Origin of the sequence: Streptomyces sclerotialus (genome assembly GCF_040907265.1) — a bacterium.
Classification (GTDB): Bacteria; Actinomycetota; Actinomycetes; order Streptomycetales; family Streptomycetaceae; genus Streptomyces; species Streptomyces sclerotialus.
Genome location: NZ_JBFOHP010000002.1, coordinates 5,298,412 through 5,318,919, shown reverse-complemented (window position 1 = coordinate 5,318,919; position 20,508 = coordinate 5,298,412). Strand labels below are relative to the sequence as shown.

Here is a 20,508-nt window from a genome sequence, read left to right as displayed (position 1 = left end):
TACGCCTCCCTCAGCGCAGCTTGGGGTCGAGGGCGTCGCGCACCGCGTCGCCGAGCATGATGAACGCCAGCACCGTAAGCGACAGCGCACCTGCCGGGTACAGCAGGGTGTGCGGGGCGTTGCGGATCTGGGTGGCGGCCTGGGAGATGTCGATGCCCCAGGAGACCGTCGGCGGCTTCAGGCCGACGCCGAGGAACGACAGGGTGGCCTCCAGCGAGATGTACGTACCGAGCGCGATGGTCGCCACGACGATGACGGGCGCGAGGGCGTTCGGGGCGATGTGCCGGAGCAGCATGCGCGGGGTGGAGGCGCCGAGCGCGCGGGCCGCCTGCACGTAGTCCTGCTGCTTGGCGGTGATCACCGCGCCGCGCGCGATACGGGCGATCTGCGGCCAGCCGAGCACGGCCATCAGCAGGACGACCGTGAAGATCGAGCCGCCCTTGACGACGGACAGGAAGACGATGCCGCCGAGCAGGACCGGGATGCCGAAGAAGATGTCGCCGATCCGGGAGAGCAGCGCGTCCCACCAGCCGCCGAAGAAGCCGGCGAGGCCGCCCATGACGCAGCCGAGAACGGCGGCGAGCAGGGTGGTGCAGATGCCGACGGTGACGGAGGCGCGGGCGCCGTACACCGTACGCGCGTAGACGTCGCAGCCCTGCTTGTCGAAGCCGAAGGGGTGGCCGGGGGCCGCGCCCTGCGCCGACTTGGACACGTCGCAGGCGTACGGGCTGGTGCTGGTCATGATGCTCGGCCAGATCGAGACGACGACCAGGAAGAGGATCAGTACGGCGGAGATGTAGAAGATCGGGTTGCGGCGCAGGTCCCGCCAGGCGTCGCCCCAGAGGGAGCGGGCCTTGTCCTGCTGCTCGTCCCGCACGGCCTCGGAGGCCGCCACAGCCGCCTGGGTGTGGGCGCTGGGGTTCATCACTTCAGGCATACCGGATCCTCGGGTCCAGGACCGCGTAGAGCAGGTCGACGAGCAGGTTGGCGGCGAGGAAGACGACCACGAGCACGGTCACGAAGCCGACCACGGTCGGCGCGTTCTGCCGCAGGATGCCCTGGTAGAGCTGGAAGCCGACGCCCTGGAGGTTGAAGATCCGCTCGGTGACGATGGCGCCGGCCATCAGGCCGCCGATGTCGGTGCCGAGGAAGGTGACGACCGGGATCAGCGAGTTGCGCAGCAGGTGCACGCTGATCACGCGGCGGCGCGGCAGGCCCTTGGCGGTGGCGGTGCGGATGTAGTCGGAGCGGATGTTCTCCGCGATGGAGGTACGGGTCAGCCGGGCCACGTACGCCAGCGAGACGCCCGCGAGCACGATGCCGGGGAGGATCAGTTCCTCGAAGCGCACCTCGCTGGAGACCGACGGGGGCAGCGCGCCCCACTTCACGCCGACGAAGTACTGCAGCAGGTAGCCGGTGACGAAGGTCGGGATCGAGATCACGATCAGCGTGAGCACCAGCACGCCGGTGTCGATCAGACGGCCGCGGCGCATGCCGGCGACGACGCCGAGCGTCACGCCGACCACCAGCTCGATGACGAAGGCGACCAGGGTGAGCTGGACGGTGTTGGGGAAGGCGTCCCCCATCAGCTCGATGACCGGCCGGCCGTTGAAGGCGGTGCCGAAGTCGCCCTGGAAGATGCCCGCCATGTACTGCAGGTACTGGCTCCACAGCGGGTCGTTCAGATGCAGGGACTCCCGGATCTGGGCGGCGGTGGCCGGGTCGGGGGTCCGGTCTCCGAACATGGCCGCGACGGGGTCGCCGAGCGCGTAGACCATGACGAAGATCAGGAAAGTGGTGCCGATGAAGACGGGCACCATCTGGAGCAGTCGTCGCACGACATAGCGCCCCATGTGTCCTCCAGAAGTGCGCCGACGCGGGGGCAGCCGGGCCCGTGGCCTCGTCGGTGAGGCCGCGGGTGGCCGGCTGCTCCCTGCCGCCGTGAGCGGTCGTGATTACGGGGCCCCGCTCAGGGGCTCCTGCGTCGGACGGGTCAGGCCTTGACCTTGATGTCGGAGAAGACCGGCACGCTGAAGGGGTCGAGGGTGACGCCGGAGACGTTCTGGGACCAGCCGGCGACGCCGTTCTGGTACCAGAGCGGGATGGCGACCATGTCGTCCAGGACCAGCTTCTCTGCGTCCTGGTAGGTCTTGGTGGCCTTCTTGGTGTCGGGCTCGGCCGCGGCCTTCTTCAGGAGGCCGTCGAACTCCTTGTTGCTCCAGTGCGAGTCGTTTGAGGAGGCACCGGTGCCGTACAGCGGGGTCAGGAAGTTCTCGATCTGCGGGTAGTCCATCTGCCAGCCGGCGCGGAAGCCGCTGGTCATCTCACCCTTGGTGATCTGGGTACGGAAGTCGGCGAAGGTGCCCACGGGGTTGCCCACGCACGCCTTGTCGTCGCCCAGCACCTTGTTGACGCTGTTGCAGACCGCGTCCACCCACTCCTTGTGGGAGTCCTTGTCGGCGTTGTAGCTGATGGTCATCTTCCCGCCGGGGAGGCCGCCGCCCTCCTTGATGAGCTTCTTGGCCTCGGTCGGGTTGTACTCGCAGGCGTCGCCGCAGATGTCCTTGGAGTAGCCGTTGGCGTCACCGAGCACCGGGGAGGTGAGGTCGGTGGCCGGGGTGCGGGTGCCGTGGTAGATCTTCTCGGTGATCGTCTTGCGGTCGATCGCCATGGAGATGCCCTTGCGGACCTTCTCCATCCCCTTCTTGCTCCAGGCGCCCTTGTCCAGCGGGAAGCTGACGGTCTGCACGATGCCGGCCGGCTGCGAGACGTAGTTGCCCTGGAGGTCGGTCTCGGCGTTCTTGATCTGCTCGGCGGGCAGGCTGTCGAGCACGTCGAGGTTGCCGGCCTGGAGGTCGGAGTACGCGGTGTTGGAGTCCGTGTAGACCTTCAGCAGGACGCCCTTGTTCTTCGGCTTGTCGTCGCCCTTGTACTCCGGGTTCGGCACGAGCTTCATCTGCGAGCCCTTGGCGTACGAGTCCACCTTGTACGGGCCGTTGCCGACGGGCTTGTCGAGGTAGCCCTTGTGGTCGGAGAAGAACTTCTTCGGCAGCGGCGCGAAGGCCTTGTAGCCCAGGCGCGTCGGCCACGTCGACATCTTCTGGGTGAGCTTGACGGTGAAGGTGTGGTCGTCGACGACCTTCAGTCCGGAGAGGGTCTTGGCGGTCGGCTCGCCCTTGGCCGGCGCGACCTTGTCGTAGCCCTCGATGTCGGAGAAGAAGTAGCTGTTCTTCTGCTGGTTGGTGGCGAGCGCGCCGTAATTCCAGGCGTCGACGAAGGACTTGGCGGTGACGGCCTCGCCGTTGGAGAACTTCAGGCCCTTCTTCACCTTGACGGTGAAGGTCTGCTGGTCCTTGGTGTCGATGGACTCCGCGGCGTCGTTCTTGGCCTCGCCGGTCTTCGGGTCGTAGCTCTTCAGGTTGCTGAAGATCATGTCGAGGACCTTGCCGCCCTGCACCTCAGTGGTGTTGGCCGGCTCCAGCGGGTTCTGCGGGTCGCCCCACGCGGCCCGTACGACGCCGGCCTCCGAGCCCGCGCTGTCGCTGCTGCCGCCGCACGCCGTCGCGCCGAGGGCGATGGCTATGGCTCCTGCGACCCAAGTGGCGCTTCTGGCACCGCGCATGGGACTGCCTCCTCATGAGTCCATTCTTGACATGGAAAGGAGCCGGTCACCCGCTGACACCCCTGACAGCGCGCGACCAGCCCCCGATGCTCGTGAGTCGGCGCTTTTCACAGCGCGTGACCCATTGACCCGAGCTCAATAGCCCCCATCCTCAGTCACGTTCGCCCCATTAGCCACGAGATAGTGGTTACTTTTTGGTCACATCACGGAGACCCTCGTTCGGAATCCGGACAAACCAATCCATCCAGACGGGCAGGAATCGGACCTCCCGCCAGCCGGAGGATGCCTGGCGTCCACGTTCCGGACACCCGGCGGGGCGGCGGGCGACCCGCAGCGTCTTGACGTCACCGAGCATGTGCGGTAAGTGAGCTCGCCCGCACGCGAAAGCGCCCCGCCGGACAGGAAGTCCGGCGGGGCGCTCCGTCGCTCCACTGGGCTCCCGGTCGCGTCAACCGGGGCCCCGCGGGCGTCAGTTGTGCTTGGCGCGGGACGCGGCGCGGGCGCGCTCGCGGGCGTCCAGGTTCACCTTGCGGATGCGGACCGCCTCCGGGGTCACCTCGACGCACTCGTCGTCGCGGCAGAACTCCAGCGACTGCTCCAGGGAGAGCTTGCGCGGCGGGACGATCGACTCGGCGACATCGGCCGTCGAGGACCGCATGTTCGTGAGCTTCTTCTCCTTGGTGATGTTGACGTCCATGTCGTCGGAGCGGCTGTTCTCGCCGACGATCATGCCCTCGTACACCTCGGTGCCCGGCTCCACGAAGAGCACGCCGCGCTCCTGGAGGTTGGTCATCGCGAACGCGGTGACCGCGCCGGCGCGGTCGGCGACCAGCGAACCGTTGTTACGGGTCTGCAGGGTGCCGAACCACGGCTCGTGGCCCTCGTGGATGGAGTGCGCGATGCCCGTACCGCGGGTGTTGGTCAGGAACTCGGTACGGAAGCCGATCAGACCGCGCGACGGGACGACGAACTCCATGCGGACCCAGCCGGAGCCGTGGTTGGACATGTTGTCCATCCGGCCCTTGCGGGTGCCCATGAGCTGCGTGACGGCGCCCATGTGCTCCTCGGGCACGTCGATGGTCATCCGCTCGACCGGCTCGTAGGTCTTGCCGTCGACCTCCTTGGTGACCACCTGCGGCTTGCCGATGGTCATCTCGAAGCCCTCGCGGCGCATCTGCTCGACCAGGATGGCCAGCGCCAGCTCACCGCGGCCCTGCACCTCCCAGGCGTCGGGGCGCTCGGTGTCCAGCACGCGCAGCGAGACGTTACCGATCAGCTCGCGGTCCAGCCGGTCCTTGACCTGACGCGCGGTGACCTTGCGGTCCTTGACCGCGGCCTTGGCGTCCGCGCCCTTGCCGGTGCCGCCGCGGCCGACCAGCGGCGAGGTGTTCGTACCGATGGTCATCGAGATCGCGGGCTCGTCGACCGTGATCAGCGGCAGCGCGACCGGGTTCTCCGGGTCGGCCAGCGTCTCGCCGATCATGATGTCGGGGATACCGGCGACCGCGCAGATGTCGCCCGGGCCCGCCTTCTCGGCCGGCTTGCGGGTGAGCGCCTCGGTCATCAGCAGCTCGGTGATGCGGACGTTCTGGATCGTGCCGTCACGCTTGATCCACGCGACGGTCTGGCCCTTCTTCAGCTCACCCTGCTCGACGCGGAGCAGCGCGATACGGCCGAGGAAGTTGTCCGCGTCGAGGTTGGTGACGTGCGCCTGGAGCGGGGCCTCCTCGTCGTACTCGGGGGCCGGGGCGGTCTCCAGCAGCGTGGTGAAGAACGGCTCCAGGTTGGTGCTGTCCGCCGGGACGGTGCCGTCCTCCGGCTTGGTCAGCGAGGCGATGCCGTCGCGGGCGCAGGCGTAGACGATCGGGAACTCGATCTGGTCCTCGTCCGCGTCCAGGTCCAGGAAGAGGTCGTACGTCTCGTCGACGACCTCGGCGATCCGGGAGTCCGGCCGGTCGGTCTTGTTGATGCAGAGGATGACCGGCATCTTCGCGGCCAGCGCCTTGCGCAGCACGAAGCGGGTCTGCGGCAGCGGGCCCTCGGACGCGTCGACCAGCAGCACGACCGCGTCGACCATCGACAGGCCGCGCTCGACCTCGCCACCGAAGTCGGCGTGGCCGGGGGTGTCGATGATGTTGATCGTGATCGGGTCCCCGCCGTCCTTGGGGTGGTACTTCACCGCCGTGTTCTTGGCGAGGATCGTGATGCCCTTCTCACGCTCCAGGTCGTTGGAGTCCATCATGCGCTCGTCGAGGTTCTCGGCGGCGTGCGCGGCGAAGGCTCCCGCCTGCTTGAGCATGGCGTCGACAAGGGTTGTCTTGCCGTGGTCGACGTGGGCGACGATGGCGACGTTACGAATGTCGTGGCGCGTGGGCATACTTGCGGCGCTTCTCCCGGATTGTGGATGACGGCGCGTACGGTCCGGCACGCGCGCCCGCCGGGCATCAACACGCCACGGCCTTACCCCATGGTACGGGGCCGACGCGGCAACAGCAGCGCCAGCCCGTTCGCACCCGCGCTGACCTGCTATTTCTTGTAGCCGATGTCCTGGTACCTGGGGGTCGCGAAGCCGAAGGCGCCCACATTGGCCAGGTTCGCCCTGGCCGCCACGAGCTGGGGCTGCCGGTACAGCGGAATCGAGCCGGCGGCGGCCCAGATCCGCTGGTCGGCCTGGGCGACGAGATCCCGGGCCGCCTCCTGGTCGAGCTCGCCGGAGGCCTGGTCGAAGAGCTGGTCGATCCGGTCGGTGCCGACCCGGGTGTAGTTCTGCTCGACGGTCAGCGAGCCGTCCGCCGCCGGCCGGGGCTTGGCGTAGACGGGCCGGGCGTCGGTGGCCGGGTAGGCGCTGCCGGGCCAGGAGTAGAGCGCCAGGTCGTAGTCGCCGGACGCGATGTGGTCCTCGAAGTAGCTCTTGTCGGCCACCTTCTGGACGGTCGTCCGTACACCGATCCTCATCAGCATTCCGGAGATGCGGTCGGCGACCGTACGCAGCTGGGCGGTGCCGGGGCCGCCGGGCAGGACGAAGCGCAGCATGAGCGGCCGGCCGTTCTTCTTCACGAAGACGGCGCTCCGGCCGGCCGCCGCGTCGTCGTGGCCGCGCGCGCTCCGGCCGTGCTCGGCGGCCTTGCCGGCCTTGCCGTCCTCGCCCCCGGTGTCCCCGGCCCGCTCCGCTGCCGCGTCCTCGGCGCCGGAGCCGCTGTGGGCCGCCGTCCCCGCCCGGACGACGGCGCGGTCCTCGGCGGGCGCCTTCTCGTCCTGCGCGCCCCGCCCGGCCTCCGTGCGCTCCGCCGCGGCCGCGAGGCGGTTCCGCTCGGCGGCGGCCGCGGCCTCGCGTGCCTGGACGGCGCTGACCGGGCCGGCCGGGCCGGCACCCGCGACCTGCTCGCCGGCGCCCGGCTTGGTGTCGTCCCAGCCCGCGGCGAGCGCGGTGGTCCGCCGCCGGGCCGCCTCCGCCAGCACGTCGGCCTCGTCCCAGGCGTCCGCCGCCCGGGCGCCGGCCCGCTCGTACGTGGCGTACGCGGCCGACCGGGTGTCCCCCAGGGCACGGTGCCGCGCCGTGCGCGCCACCACGTCGTACAGCGCCGCGCTCTGCCGCAGCAGGGCCGCCCGCTGGACGCCCGCCGAACCGGCGCCGGTCAGCGAGGAGAGGGTGACGGGGGCGGTCGCGGCCGCCCGGCCGGTGCCGGGGCGGCCGGGGCCGCCGTGCGGCTCGCCGGCGGCGGGGGGCCGGGCTCCCTCGCCGCCCGGGCCGGGCTGCCCGTTCCTGCCGTCGGTGCGGCCGGCGTCCGCGTCGGCCCGGCCCCGGTCCGCCTCCCGCTCGCCGGGCTGTGCGTCGGTCTCCTCCTCGGCGCCGCCCTCCGGCATCCGCCAGCCGGCGTCGGCCAGCAGGGCCTGCGCCGCCTCGGTGTCCTGGCCGCCCAGCGCACCGCTGTTGTCGCGGTACCCGGGCTGCCCGGCGAGCAGGAGGTGGCTGCCGACCGGCGCGGCGGGCAGCTGGAGCGGGCCCAGCACCTCCTTCGCCAGCGCGCCGCGGTCGATGGCGCGGGCCACCGCGCGGCGTACCCGTTCGTCGGTGAGCGGGCCCGTGCTGCCGTTGAGGGCGAGCTGGGTGAAGGACGGCGAGAGGGCGCGGCGGACGGTGTAGCCGCGCAGGTGCGCCTGGCGGGCGGCGGCGGCAGCAGCCTCCTTGCGGCGTTCCCGCTCCGCCGTGCGCTCCGCCTCGGTGCCGTGCGCCTGCGCCTGGTGGCGCAGCGCGTCGGAGGAGACGGCACCGCGCGGCGCTTCGTCCCCGGCGGCGGCCTGCTGGTTCCCGCCGCGCGCCGTGGTGATCTCCTTGGCCGTGCCGCGGTCGATCTCCGCCACGTCGATCCGGCCCTTGGCGAGCGCGGCGGCCCGCTCCACCGCGGGCAGCCCGGTGAGCACGATCTTCTTCAGCCGGGCCCGGCCGCCCCACCACTCCGTGTTCCGTACGAGGGTGAGGGTGTCCTTCCGGCCGTCCTGCTCCGCCACCCGGAACGGCCCGGCGGCGGGCGTGAGCTTCGTGCGCGCGCCGTCGTTGAACGCCGCCGGGCTCGCCATGACGTTCTTCGGGTACAGCGGGGTGAAGAGCGACTGCCAGTCGGCGTACGGCCGGGCGAAGGTCACCTCGACCTCGCCGCGCTTCCCGCCCGCCGTGACCTTCTTGATGCGGTCGTACCCGGCGTTGCGGGCCGTCCAGTACGCGGCGTTCCTGCCGCGCAGCGCCTTCCACTGGGCGGCGAAGTCGGCGGCGGAGATCCGCCGGCCGTCGCTCCACCGTGCGTCGGGGTGCAGCGTGTACCGGACGATCTGCTCCGGCTCGCGCTGGGTGACCTCCGCGGCCTGGAGGTAGTCGGCGTTGCGCTGCGGCACACCGTTGGCGTCCAGGGTGAAGAGCGCGGGGAGGACGGCGCCCGCCACCGTGTCCGTGCTCTCGCCGGCGTCCGCCTGGAAGGCGTTGAAGGTAGCGGGGAGCTCGTCCACGGCCCAGCGCACCGTCCCGCCGTCGCGCAGCGTCGCCGCGGCGGCCGGGCCGACGTCCTGGCTGCCGGCCCCTGCCGCGTGCGGGTCGTCGTCCCCGCCGCAGCCGGCCAGCAGGGGCAGCGGGAGCAGCGCGCCCGCCGTGAGGAGCGCGACCCGGCGGCGCCCGCGGCCCGCCGCCCGGCTGCCCTGCACGTCCCGCGGTCCGAGGTCGTCGGTCATCACTGTTACCTCCGGGCTCGCCCGCGCGGCGCCGCCGCCGCTGATCACATTCGGCCGACTTTGCGGCTCATCACACCTATGGCCCGTCCACTGAAAACGACGGCGCGCGGCGGGGCCCGGCGACACGACGGCCGTACTTGCCAAGGCCACCCGGTCGGCCCAACGGCGCGCGGCCCGCCCGGCGGCACTCCCCTATGCGCCATCGTGACCCGCAATACGGCCCGATCCCTTCCCAACCGCGACTGTGACGCGCGACACTCGCAGGCGCATGAGATTGCTGACCGCTCCCTCGGAAGTGAGGGCTCGTCATGTCCTTGCACGATGATCTGACGGCTGTGCAGCGCAGCCTGGAGGACCTGGTCCGCTCGGTAGGGCGGCTGGAGCAGCGGGTCGGCGGCGGACTGGAGATCCGCCGGGTCCGCAGCGACACCGAGCACCTGCGCGAAAGCCTCGAACTGCTGCGCGCCCAGGCCGCGCCCGACGCCCATGACCGGCCGGCACCGACCGCGGGACGCGCGGTGTCCGACATGGTGACCATCCCCGACGCGCCGTACGACGCCTCCCTGTGGACCGACGCCGAGGACGAGGGGCTGGGCGCACGCGACCGCCGGGCGCCGTAGGCGTACCGCTCGTGCCCGGGTTCCCCCCGCCCGACCCCCACCCCCAGAAGGCGGCGCGCACGCGCCGACTGCCTCATCGGAGACCCACGTTGGCCACAGGTACTGAACCTTCCAGGACAACCGGCGCGGGCGGGGTGCACGGCCCCGCCCGCGCCGCCATTCCCGCGCGCCACCTGCGTACGGAGCGCTGGTGGCTGTACCCGGCGAGCACCGCAGCCGGACTGCTCGCGTTCGTCGTGTACTCGACGTGGCGGGCGTTCGCGAACGCCGACTACTACCACGCGCCGTACGTCTCGCCGTTCTACTCCCCCTGCCTCGCGGAGAACTGCGAGACCATGCGGGCCGGCCCCAACTGGGAGATCTTCGGCAGCTGGTGGGGCCTGTCCCCCGCGCTGCTGATCCTGATCTTCCCGCTGGGCTTCCGGCTGACCTGCTACTACTACCGCAAGGCCTACTACCGCGGCTTCTGGGCCTCGCCGCCGGCCTGCGCGGTCGCCGAGCCGCACAAGAAGTACAGCGGCGAGACCCGCTTCCCGCTCATCCTGCAGAACGTCCACCGGTACTTCTTCTACGCCGCGCTGCTGGTGGCGGGCGTGCTGACGTACGACACCGTGCTCGCCTTCCGCGACGAGAGCTACGCCTGGGGCCACATGGGCCTGGGCTCCCTGATCTTCCTCGTCAACATCGTGCTGATCTGGGCGTACACGCTCTCCTGCCACTCCTGCCGGCACATCGTCGGCGGGCGGCTGAAGCACTTCTCCAAGCATCCGGTGCGCTACCGGCTGTGGGGCCTGGTCGGGAAGCTCAACTACCGGCACGCCGCGCTGGCCTGGGCCTCGCTGATCAGCGTGGCCGCCGCCGACTTCTACGTCTATCTGCTGTCCGTCGGGGCCTTCGACGATCCGCGGTTCTTCTAGAGCTCCCAGGAAGGGTGCACATTTTCATGACGCAAGTCGAACGGCAGTCCTGGGACGTGGTCGTGGTGGGCGCCGGCGGTGCCGGTCTGCGGGCCGCCGTCGAGGCACGCGAGCAGGGCATGCGGACGGCGGTGATCTGCAAGTCACTGTTCGGCAAGGCCCATACGGTCATGGCCGAGGGCGGCATCGCCGCCAGCATGGGCAACGTCAACGAGGGCGACAACTGGAAGGTCCACTTCCGCGACACCATGCGCGGCGGGAAGTTCCTGAACCACTGGCGGATGGCCGAGCTGCACGCGCGGGAGGCCCCGGACCGGGTCTGGGAGCTGGAGACCTGGGGCGCGCTCTTCGACCGCACCCCGGACGGCCGCATCTCGCAGCGCAACTTCGGCGGGCACGAGTACCCGCGCCTCGCGCACGTCGGCGACCGTACGGGCCTGGAGCTGATCCGTACCCTCCAGCAGAAGATCGTCTCGCTGCAGCAGGAGGACGAGCGGGACCACGGCGCGTACGACGCACGGCTGAAGGTGTTCCAGGAGTGCACCGTCACGCGCGTGCTCAAGCAGGGGAACCGGGTCGCGGGAACGTTCTGCTACGAGCGGGAGTCGGGCCGGTTCTTCGTCCTGGAGGCCCCCGCCGTGGTGCTGGCCACCGGCGGCATCGGCAAGTCCTTCAAGGTGACCTCGAACTCCTGGGAGTACACCGGCGACGGCCACGCGCTGGCCCTGCTCGCCGGGGCGCCGCTGGTCAACATGGAGTTCGTGCAGTTCCACCCCACCGGCATGGTCTGGCCGCCGTCGGTGAAGGGCATCCTCGTCACCGAGTCGGTCCGCGGCGACGGCGGAGTGCTGCGCAACAGCGAGGGCAAGCGCTTCATGTTCGACTACGTCCCCGACGTCTTCAAGGAGAAGTACGCGCAGTCCGAGGACGAGGGCGACCGCTGGTACGACGACCCGGACAACAACCGCCGGCCGCCCGAGCTGCTGCCCCGCGACGAGGTGGCGCGGGCCATCAACGCCGAGGTCAAGGCGGGCCGCGGCTCCCCGCACGGCGGCGTCTTCCTGGACGTCTCCACCCGCATGCCGGCCGACGTGATCCGGCGGCGGCTGCCGTCCATGCACCACCAGTTCAAGGAGCTGGCGGACGTGGACATCACGGAGGAGGCGATGGAGGTCGGGCCGACCTGCCACTACGTCATGGGCGGCGTGGACGTCGACCCGGACACCGCGGCCGCGACCGGCGTCCCCGGCCTGTTCGCCGCGGGCGAGGTGGCCGGCGGCATGCACGGCTCCAACCGGCTCGGCGGCAACTCCCTCTCCGACCTGCTGGTCTTCGGGCGGCGGGCCGGACTGTACGCGGCGGAGTACGCCGCGGCGCTGGTGGCCGGGGAGCGCCCGGCGGTGGACCCGCGGGACATCGAGGCGGCCGAGGCGGAGGCGCTGCGGCCGTTCAGCGCGGAGGGCGCGGACACGCTGCACACCGGTGGCCCGGCGGAGAACCCGTACACCCTGCACCAGGAGCTCCAGCAGGCGATGAACGACCTGGTGGGCATCATCCGGCGGCAGCCGGAGATGGAGCGGGCCCTGGACAAGCTGGCGGAGCTGCGGGTGCGGGCGCGGCGGGCCGGGGTGGAGGGCCACCGGCAGTACAACCCCGGCTGGCACCTCTCCCTCGACCTGCGGAACATGCTGCTGGTCAGCGAGTGCGTGGCGCGTGCGGCCCTGGAGCGCAAGGAGAGCCGCGGCGGCCACACCCGCGACGACCACCCCGAGATGGACCGCCGCTGGCGCCGGGTCAACCTGCTGTGCTGCCTGGCGACCACCGGCGGCAGGCCCGAGCTGCCCGAGGATCCCGCGCTCGCCCACATCCACCTGACCCGGCGGGAGATGCCGGCGATCCGCGGCGACCTCCTGGAGCTGTTCGAGCGGGACGAACTGGCCAAGTACCTGACGGACGAGGAGCTGAGCTCGTGAGTTCGTACGACGCGCACTTCAGGGTGTGGCGGGGGGACGCGGCGGGCGGCAGCCTCGGCGACTTCACCGTCGAGGTGAACGAGGGCGAGGTGGTGCTGGACATCATCCACCGGCTGCAGGCCACCCAGGCGCCGGACCTGGCGGTGCGCTGGAACTGCAAGGCCGGCAAGTGCGGCTCGTGCAGCGCGGAGATCAACGGGCGGCCGCGGCTGATGTGCATGACGCGGATGTCGGTCTTCGACCGGGCCGAGACCGTCACGGTCACCCCGATGCGGGCCTTCCCGGTCGTCCGCGACCTGGTCACGGACGTCTCCTTCAACTACGCCAAGGCCCGCGAGGTGCCGTCCTTCGTCCCGCCCGCCGACCTCAAGCCCGGCGAGTACCGCATGCGGCAGGAGGACGTCGGCCGCTCCCAGGAGTTCCGGAAGTGCATCGAGTGCTTCCTCTGCCAGGACACCTGCCATGTCGTCCGCGACCACGAGGAGAACAAGGAGGCGTTCGCCGGCCCGCGCTTCCTCATGCGCGTCGCCGAGCTGGACATGCACCCGCTGGACGCCGCGGCCGACGAGGGCCTGGACCGCAAGCGCGCCGCCCAGGACGCCCACGGCCTGGGCTACTGCAACATCACCAAGTGCTGCACCGAGGTCTGTCCCGAGCACATCCGCATCACCGACAACGCGCTGATCCCCCTCAAGGAGCGGGCCGTGGACCGCAAGTACGACCCGCTGGTCTGGCTGGGGAAGACGATCCGCAGGCGGCGGTCCTGAGCCTCCTGCGCCCGGGGCCGGACGCGCCGCTCAGAAGAGGCTGAGCAGCGCGTCCGCCGGGTCCACCGGTTCGGCCTCGCCGTCGGGCAGGTCCAGCTCGAACCAGACGGTCTTGCCGCGGGGCGTGCGGCGGCTGCCCCAGCCCCTGCTGAGGAGGCCGACGAGCTGGAGGCCTCGGCCGCCCTCGTCGGTGTCCCGCGCGCGCCGCCGCCGCGGCTGTGCGAGGTCCGCGTCCCAGACCTCGCAGACCAGGGTGCGGTCCAGGAGCAGGCGGAGCCGGATGTCGCCGTGGCCGTGCCGGAGCGCGTTGGTGACCAGCTCGCTGACCAGCAGCTCCGTGGTGTCGACCAGGGCTTCCAGGCCCCAGTCGGTGAGCTGGTCGCGGGCCAGCTCGCGGGCGCGGGCGACCGAGCGGGCCTCGGGGGCGAGGTTCCAGTCGCCGACCGCGTCCTTGGGCAAGCCCTGCACCCGGGCCATCAGCAGGGCGATGTCGTCCTCGCCGTGCCGGGTGTCCAGTGCGGAGAGCACGTGGTCGCAGGCGTCCTCCAGCGGCCGCCCTGCCGCGGACAGAGCTGCGCGGAAGGCCTGCAGGCCCTCGTCGAGCGGGTGGTCCCGGGACTCGACCAGGCCGTCGGTGTAGAGCGCGAGGAGCGCTCCGTCCGGCAGCTCGACCTCGGTCTCCTCGAAGGGCTCGCCGCCGACGCCCAGCGGCATGCCGGGCGGGACGTCGAGGAGCAGGGCGTCCTCGCCCTCCTCCACCAGGACGGGCGGCAGATGGCCGGCGTTGGCGAACGTACAGCGCCGGGTGACCGGGTCGTAGACGGCGTACACGCAGGTGGCGAGGTAGACCTCGGAGCGGTCGGCGGCGCGGTCGGTGCGCCGGGAGCCCGCGTGGGCGCCTACGCCCGCGTGCGTACCGGCGTCCGCTCCGGCGTCCACGCCCGCGTCCGGTCCGGCGCCTTCCGTGCCCCCGCGCCCCCGCGGGCCCGTACGCGCCCCGCTGCCCGTGGCGCCCAGCCCGCGCGCGATCTCGTCGAGCGCCGAGAGCACCTCGGCCGGCTCCAGGTCCAGCAGCGCCAGCGTCCGTACCGCCGTGCGGAGTTCCCCCATGGCGACGGCGGCGCGCAGGCCGCGCCCCATGACGTCGCCGACGACCAGCGCCGTACGGTGTCCTGGCAGCTCGATGACGTCGAACCAGTCGCCGCCGACCTCGGTCGCGGTCGTACCGGGCAGATAGCGGCAGGCGATGTCCAGGCCCGCCGCCTCCGGGTCGCCGGGCGGCAGCAGGCTGCGCTGCAGGATCAGCGCGCGCTCGTGCTCGCGGCGGTACAGCCGGGCGTTGTCGATGCAGACGGCGGCGCGCGCGGCCAGCTCCACGGCGAGCGCGGTGTCCCGCTCGCCGAAGGACTCGCTGCCCTTGGTGCGGGAGAACTGCACCAGGCCGACGACGGTGTCCCGGGCGACCATGGGCACGGCGAGCGTGGAGTGGACGACGGCGCTGCCCAGCTCGGGCCGCTCGTCGGTCTCCCGCCCCGGGATGATCTGCGCCTGGGCCGTACGGAGCGCGCCCGCGCAGGGGGAGTTGAAGGGGAAGCGGTGCACGGCGCCGACCGCGACCGGCGCGCCGTCGTCGTCCTCCGAGTGCCCGCCGGGGGCGGTGCCGCCGCTGCCGCCCTGGGGCAGCGGCCCGTCGGACACGGCGCTGGCGAAGGCGACGCGGCGCAGCTCGGCACTGCCGTCGGTCATGCCGGGCGGCGCCTCGTCCCCGGCCAGCAGCCCTTGGTAGAGGTCCACCGAGGCCAGGTCGCAGAACTGCGGTACGGCGACGTCGAGCAGCGTGCGGGCGGTGGTCTCCAGGTCCAGGGAGTTGCCTATGCGCGCCCCGGCTTCGTTCAGCAGCGCGAGGTTGCGCCGGGCGTTGGCGGCCTCCCGCTCGGCGCGGCGGCGGCCTGTGACGTCCTGGGCGAGCGCCGCGACGCCGATGGGGCGGCCGCTGGCGCTGTGCAGCCGGTACAGCGAGACCGACCAGCGGCGGCGCTCGTCCGTGCCGTGCGGGGTCCCGACCAGCTGCATCTCGGAGACCGGTTCACCGGTCTCCAGGACGCGGCGCAGCGCGGCGTTGAGCCGGTCGGCCTCGGGGCGGGACAGGTAGTCCTCGGGCGCCGCGCCGCTGAAGCTGTTCGGCGGGCCGCCGAAGACGGTGGCGAACCGCTCGTTGACCCGGCGCAGCCGCAGGTCCGTGCCGAAGAGCATGAACCCTATGGGGGACTGTCCGAAAACCGCCTGCGCGGCGGCCAGATCCGTCTCGATGCCGCGCAGCGCCCGTACGTCCACGACGAGGCAGACCGCGGCCCGCTCGCCGGTTCCGGTCTCGGACGGCATGACGTAGATCTCCGCGAGGCCGTCGACGGGCGCGTCCGGGCCCGTGCGGTAGGGCACCAGCCCGGTCCATTCGCGGCCGTCGAGGATCTCGCTGACCGTGCGGTGGCCGGCCTCGCGCAGCTCGCGCGGGACGAAGGCCTCCACGGGGTCCTGGCCGATGGCGTCCTTGGCCGGGATGCCGAGCATGTCGGCGGCGCGGCGGCTCCACTGCTCGATACGGCCGTCGGGCCCCAGGGCGAAGGAGGCGACACGGATGTAGTCGTAGATCGATCCGGGCGCGCTGCTCTGCCAGACGGGCGGGCCGTCCGGTACGTCCATCCGGCCCGACCCATCCCTCATCGCAGGGTGTTCCTCACCCGCTGACATCTCGCTCACGAGCCCCGTCCCCTCCAGCTCATCGTGCCCGGACCGGACAGGCCGAGTATCCAGCAACACGGCTATCCGGAACACGGTCTTCACGATCACAGCACAGTCTCGATCGCAGGTCATCGACGAAATCTCGATGAATCAGCAACGATCGCAAACTCACTCAGACTCATAACCAACCACGGTGCGCTCCAACCTCCCCACCAGGCACGAAGCAGTGATTTCTGCTCCCGGCCCCCAAGGGGCGCGGCCGCCCGGCGCACCTCAGCCGGTTTCGGCGAGTTCGAACCACACCATCTTACCGCTCCTGCCCCGTCGGGTGCCCCACCGACGGGCGCTGCATGCCACCAGCTGCAGTCCTCGGCCGCCCTCGTCGTCGGGCGCCGCCGCGCGCTCGCGGGGCGGGTCGGGCAGCGGGTCGGACACCTCCACGAGGAGGTCGCCACCGCGCAGCCGGACGATCCGTACGCCGATCGGCCCGCTGGCGTACCGCAGGGAGTTCGTCACCAGCTCGCTGACGAGGAGGACGGCCACGTCCGCCGCCGGTTCCAGATCCCAGTCGTGCAGCGTCTCGCGCACCATGGCACGGGCCGTACGGACCACGCCGGGCTCGGCGGGGAAGCTCCACTCGGCGATCGGGGACACCGCTGCCGTGCCGAGGCGGCGGGCCTGCGACGCAGGAGACCCCGGGGACCCTGCCGCTGCGCTGTCGCTCACGCCGATCACTTCCCCAGCCCGATGCTCCCCCGGCGGATTTGTGCATTTTGAGGGGGGTTAATCAGCACATACCCGATATCAGGGTTCGGTTATCGCCCCAAGAGGGTCATCCAGGTGCATCGTGGCGCGAACGGCGTAGCCGATCAATCGAGCGCCCCCTGCCTCACAAGTCGGGCCATCACCTCCGCCACGGCCGGGCGGTCCTGGTCCAGCCAGTCCACCGCCTCCTCGTCACCGGGCGGCAGCCAGCGCAGCACATCGTGGTCCTGCAAGGGCCGCGGGGTCCCGGAGACCAGCCGTACGGTCCACACCTGGAGCACCAGTCCAGGCTTCAGCGGCCACTCCCCCGGGATGCGGGCCTGCGGCTCCACCGTGACGCCCAGCTCCTCGCGCAGCTCCCGCACGAGCGCCTGTTCGGGCGTCTCGCCGTCCTCGACCTTGCCGCCGGGCAGCTCCCAGCGGCCGGCCAGCTCCGGCGGCGCAGTCCGCCGCGCGGCCAGCAGCCGCCCCTCGTCCAGCACCGCTCCGCCCACGACCACGCGCACCGCACTCATGCGCCGCAGCCTATGCGGCGATCCTCCCCTTCCTGCCCGGGCCCCGGGGCCTCAGGCGGTGGCGCGGTCGACCCGCTCGACCACGTAGAGCCGCTGGTGTCCGCGGTCGTCGAGCCGGTCGGCGACCTGCTCCGCCTCCGCGCGGGTGGCGTACCGGCCGACGCGGTAGCGGTTGCCGTTGTCGTCCTCGCGGATGACCAGCCACGGCAGTACGACGCCACTGTCGGTCATCGCGCTCCTCCGTCCGCCGTCCTGCGCGCGGTGGCGCGCCCGTCCTGCACTAACACCGAAAACCCGTTCCGCATATGCCCGAGCCTACGCCCGACCTTCACGCAACGGATACGCCTTTGCACAAAGAGGAACCGAACCGGCCATGCCACCGTCCACATGCGGTGCCCCGCTTCACTCGCCTTGCTGACGGGCGGCCGGGACCCCGGAAACGACGGCCGCCCGGCACCACGGAGGTGCCGGGCGGCCGGGCGGTGTGCGGGCGGCGGCTCAGGCGCCGACGCCGACCTTCTCGGCCGGGCCCCGGCCGTCACCGTCACCGTCGGTGTCCGCTTCCCGCTCGGCGGCGGCGAGCGACTCGGCCTCGACCGCGACGAGCGAGGGGTTGCGCCAGGAGCTGCGCACGCCCCAGTAGTAGAACGCCAGGGCGAGCACCACGACGACCACGAGGTCCACGCCCTGCGGGATGAAGCCGCGGCCACCGAACTCCGTGCCGCCGCAGTACGAGACCACGGCCATGACCAGCAGGTACGCCACCATCCAGGCACCGGCCTTCAGGTGCGGCTTCAGCTCGGCCCACGGCTTGCGCAGCTCGTACCAGGCCCAGACGGGCAGGCCCACGGCCATGATCAGGATGACCTTGCCGGTGAGCGGCCAGCGGCCCCAGTACAGGACCAGCGAGCCGAAGACCATGGCGATCGGCGCGATGACCGGCATGGCGCGCAGCTTCACGGGGCGCTTGAGGTCCGGCGACAGACGGCGCAGCGACATCACGGCGACCGGCCCGGTGATGTAGGAGATCACCGTCGCGATGGAGACGATCTCGGCGAGCGAGCCCCAGCCGCGGAAGACCGCGAGGAACAGGAACGCGATCACCAGGTTGAGGACGAGGGCCGGGCGCGGCACGCCGGTCTTCTTGTCGACGCGGCCGAAGACGCCGGGCAGGTGGCCGTTCTCCTGCACGCCGTGGATCATGCGCGAGGTGGTGGCGGCGTAGATCATGCCGGTGCCGGACGGGGAGATGAAGGCGTCCGCGTACAGCAGCATCGCCAGCCAGTTCAGGCCCCAGGCGAGGGAGAGGTCGGCCAGCGGCGAGTTGAAGCCGAGCCCGGCCCAGCCGTTGGCCTCGGACAGGTCGCCGTGCGGGACGCCCATGAGGAAGGCGACCTGCAGCGCCAGGTAGATGATCAGCGCGATGACGATCGAGGAGATGACCGCCTTGGGCAGCGACTTGCCCGGGTTGCGCGCCTCGGCCGCCATGTTCAGCGGGGACTGGAAGCCGTTGAAGGCCCAGACGATGCCGGAGAGGGCGACGGCGGTGAAGACGGCGCTCCAGCCGTTGGGGGCGAAGCCGCCGAAGTCCTTGACGTTGCTGGTGTCGAAGTGGGCCAGCATCAGGGCGCCGGCGGTCAGGACCGGGACGACGACCTTGAAGACGGTGATCGCGGTGTTCGTCTTCGCGAACAGCGTGATCGCGAACCAGTTCAGGAAGAAGTAGAAGACCAGCAGGACGCTGGCGAACGCGACGCCGAGCCCGGTGAGCTCCTTGCCGTCGTACAGGTGATCCGCCCAGCTGAAGTCCCAGGAGCTCATGTACTGGACGGACGCGGTCGCCTCACCGGGGATGACGGAGACGATCGCGATCCAGTTGGCCCAGGCGGCGAGGTAGCCCGCCAGCGAGCCGTGGGAGTACTGGCCGTACCGGACCATGCCGCCGGCCTTGGGGAACAGCGCGCCCAGCTCGCTGTAGGTGAGGGCGATGGTGAGGGCGACGACCGCGCCGATGACCCAGGCCAGGATGGCGGCAGGACCGGCGATGGCGGCGGCCCGCTCGGCCCCGAACAGCCAGCCGGAGCCGATGATCGACCCGAGTCCCGTGGCCGTCAGGGCTATGGTCCCGAGGGACCTGCGGTAGTTCGAGTGGGAGCCCTGCTCCGCGCTCGAAGTCTTCGGCGTGCTCAACGTGCTTGGTCTCCTGATCTTCCCCCACGGCCGTGCACAAACTTCGCCATCGTAAAAGCGAAACGGAAGATCGGAATCCAAGGTTGGGTCAAATACCCCCGCTCACTGAGGGGGTGTGAGTTTTTCAACATCACCCGCCGCCCGCCGAATACGGACAAACTCGCACGTAGCGGACCGTTGGGCTGGGGGGTTACGTGCCGGTACGTGCGGTGCGCAACGGAAGTTGGCTATCGCCAGGCATGACGGCACTTGCCATGAACCTCACAGCGCCGGCAGCGGAACCTCACCGCACCGGCAGGTGGTAGGCGATCCGGTGCCGGTCGGCGAGCATGACCACGTCGGCGGTCTCCACGGGGCGGCCGCCCGCGTAATACGTACGCGAGACGACCAGCACGGTGTGGCCGGGCACCCCGCCCAGCACCATCGCCTCCTCCGCCAGCCCCGGCCGGGCCCCGACCTCCTCGACGACGTTGTCGACGATCAGGTCGATGGCCGCCATCCGCTCGACCACGCCGCGCCCGGCCAGCGGCCCCTCCTCGGGCAGCATCACGGGCGTCCGCCCGGTCACCTCCAGTGGCTCCCAGGACGTGGAGAGCATGGACGGCTCGCCCTCGGTGCGGAAGAGATAGCGGGTGCGCATGACCCGCTCGCCCGGCCGGATGCGCAGCCGGTCCGCGACCGTCTCGGTCGCCTCGTCCTGCTCGCTGCTGGACTCCCAGGTGCCCTTGACCTTCTCGTCCGACTGCTCCTGGCGGAACGGCGTCGCGCCGGCCCCGGTGCGGTAGCCGGCGCGGGCGACCCGGCGCTGGGCGGGGCGCTCGCGGACGTACGTGCCCGATCCCGAGCGGCCTTCCACCAGTCCTTCGGCCATCAGGACCTTGCGCGCCTCCAGCGCCACGGTGTCCGAAACGCCGTACTCCTCGCGGATACGGGCCTGCGAGGGGAGGCGAGTGTGCGGCGGCAGCACACCGTCGACGATCTTCTGACGCAGGTCGCCGGCGACGCGGAGGTACGCGGGCTGCTCACCGAAAGGCACATGCCCTCCCAAGGGCTTGACAGTCAGCAACAGCGTGGCAACCCACCGTTGTCACCCGCAAGCCTGGGCCACTTATTCACCCGATGTGATGACACGCAGCTCAGCAGGTACAGCAGCAGGGCAGTTCGCGCCCCCCGGCGCACG

15 protein-coding genes are annotated in these 20,508 nt (G+C 71.3%); 4 read left to right on the top strand and 11 right to left on the bottom strand.

The features are described from left to right. Window positions 1-10: 10 nt before the first annotated feature. From AAC944_RS23650 to AAC944_RS23630, 5 genes are all read right to left on the bottom strand, one after another. Entirely contained in the window at window positions 11-937 is a 927-nt protein-coding gene (locus AAC944_RS23650; RefSeq protein WP_030619654.1) for an ABC transporter permease, read from the bottom strand. Next, the gene (locus AAC944_RS23645) at window positions 930-1,853 is read right to left on the bottom strand and encodes an ABC transporter permease (RefSeq protein ID WP_030619656.1); all 924 of its coding nucleotides are present in this window, start codon (window positions 1,851-1,853) and stop codon (window positions 930-932) included. Before AAC944_RS23645 ends, AAC944_RS23650 begins: the two co-directional genes overlap by 8 nt. Window positions 1,854-1,993: 140 nt before the next feature. Next, window positions 1,994-3,622: a peptide ABC transporter substrate-binding protein gene (locus tag AAC944_RS23640; RefSeq protein WP_030619660.1), complete on the bottom strand. Its 1,629-nt coding sequence runs from the start codon at window positions 3,620-3,622 to the stop codon at window positions 1,994-1,996. Window positions 3,623-4,091: 469 nt separating this feature from the next. Beyond that, window positions 4,092-5,999 (bottom strand): translational GTPase TypA, encoded by a 1,908-nt coding sequence (typA, locus tag AAC944_RS23635; protein WP_030619663.1) that lies wholly within the window; start codon window positions 5,997-5,999, stop codon window positions 4,092-4,094. A gap of 149 nt (window positions 6,000-6,148) precedes the next feature. Further along, window positions 6,149-8,842 carry an ABC transporter substrate-binding protein gene (locus AAC944_RS23630; protein ID WP_030619666.1) on the bottom strand — a complete coding sequence of 898 codons (2,694 nt, stop codon included), beginning with the start codon at window positions 8,840-8,842 and terminating at the stop codon, window positions 6,149-6,151. A 308-nt stretch (window positions 8,843-9,150) separates the two neighbouring features. On the opposite strand from AAC944_RS23630, the gene AAC944_RS23625 reads away from it, so the two are divergent. The 4 genes from AAC944_RS23625 to AAC944_RS23610 all read left to right on the top strand — a co-directional run bounded on the left by AAC944_RS23625 (window position 9,151) and on the right by AAC944_RS23610 (window position 13,119). Beyond that, window positions 9,151-9,462, top strand: a complete 312-nt coding sequence (locus AAC944_RS23625; protein ID WP_030619669.1) for an Rv0250c family protein — start codon at window positions 9,151-9,153, stop codon at window positions 9,460-9,462. An 89-nt stretch (window positions 9,463-9,551) separates the two neighbouring features. Beyond that, window positions 9,552-10,379, top strand: coding sequence for a succinate dehydrogenase subunit SdhC (locus AAC944_RS23620; RefSeq protein WP_030619671.1), 828 nt, complete (start codon window positions 9,552-9,554; stop codon window positions 10,377-10,379). Between the two features lie 26 nt (window positions 10,380-10,405). After that, window positions 10,406-12,352 (top strand): fumarate reductase/succinate dehydrogenase flavoprotein subunit, encoded by a 1,947-nt coding sequence (locus tag AAC944_RS23615; RefSeq protein WP_030619676.1) that lies wholly within the window; start codon window positions 10,406-10,408, stop codon window positions 12,350-12,352. Continuing rightward, window positions 12,349-13,119: a succinate dehydrogenase/fumarate reductase iron-sulfur subunit gene (locus AAC944_RS23610; RefSeq protein ID WP_030619678.1), complete on the top strand. Its 771-nt coding sequence runs from the start codon at window positions 12,349-12,351 to the stop codon at window positions 13,117-13,119. The genes AAC944_RS23615 and AAC944_RS23610 overlap by 4 nt, the downstream gene beginning before the upstream one ends. A 30-nt stretch (window positions 13,120-13,149) precedes the next feature. Here the strand turns inward: AAC944_RS23610 and AAC944_RS23605 are convergent, their stop codons facing one another. The 6 genes from AAC944_RS23605 to AAC944_RS23580 form a co-directional block, all read right to left on the bottom strand. Then, window positions 13,150-15,840, bottom strand: a complete 2,691-nt coding sequence (locus AAC944_RS23605; protein ID WP_368396428.1) for a SpoIIE family protein phosphatase — start codon at window positions 15,838-15,840, stop codon at window positions 13,150-13,152. A 291-nt stretch (window positions 15,841-16,131) separates the two neighbouring features. Further along, window positions 16,132-16,512 carry an ATP-binding protein gene (locus AAC944_RS23600; RefSeq protein ID WP_030619685.1) on the bottom strand — a complete coding sequence of 127 codons (381 nt, stop codon included), beginning with the start codon at window positions 16,510-16,512 and terminating at the stop codon, window positions 16,132-16,134. A gap of 215 nt (window positions 16,513-16,727) precedes the next feature. Beyond that, window positions 16,728-17,138: a (deoxy)nucleoside triphosphate pyrophosphohydrolase gene (locus AAC944_RS23595; protein ID WP_030619687.1), complete on the bottom strand. Its 411-nt coding sequence runs from the start codon at window positions 17,136-17,138 to the stop codon at window positions 16,728-16,730. Between the two features lie 51 nt (window positions 17,139-17,189). Next, window positions 17,190-17,369, bottom strand: a complete 180-nt coding sequence (locus AAC944_RS23590) for an SPOR domain-containing protein (protein ID WP_030619689.1) — start codon at window positions 17,367-17,369, stop codon at window positions 17,190-17,192. 267 nt (window positions 17,370-17,636) lie between these two features. After that, a complete protein-coding gene (locus AAC944_RS23585) occupies window positions 17,637-19,328 on the bottom strand; it encodes an APC family permease (RefSeq protein ID WP_030619691.1) in 1,692 nt (563 codons plus the stop codon). 283 nt (window positions 19,329-19,611) lie between these two features. Then, window positions 19,612-20,364 (bottom strand): GntR family transcriptional regulator, encoded by a 753-nt coding sequence (locus AAC944_RS23580; RefSeq protein ID WP_030619694.1) that lies wholly within the window; start codon window positions 20,362-20,364, stop codon window positions 19,612-19,614. Between the last annotated feature and the right edge of the window lie 144 nt (window positions 20,365-20,508).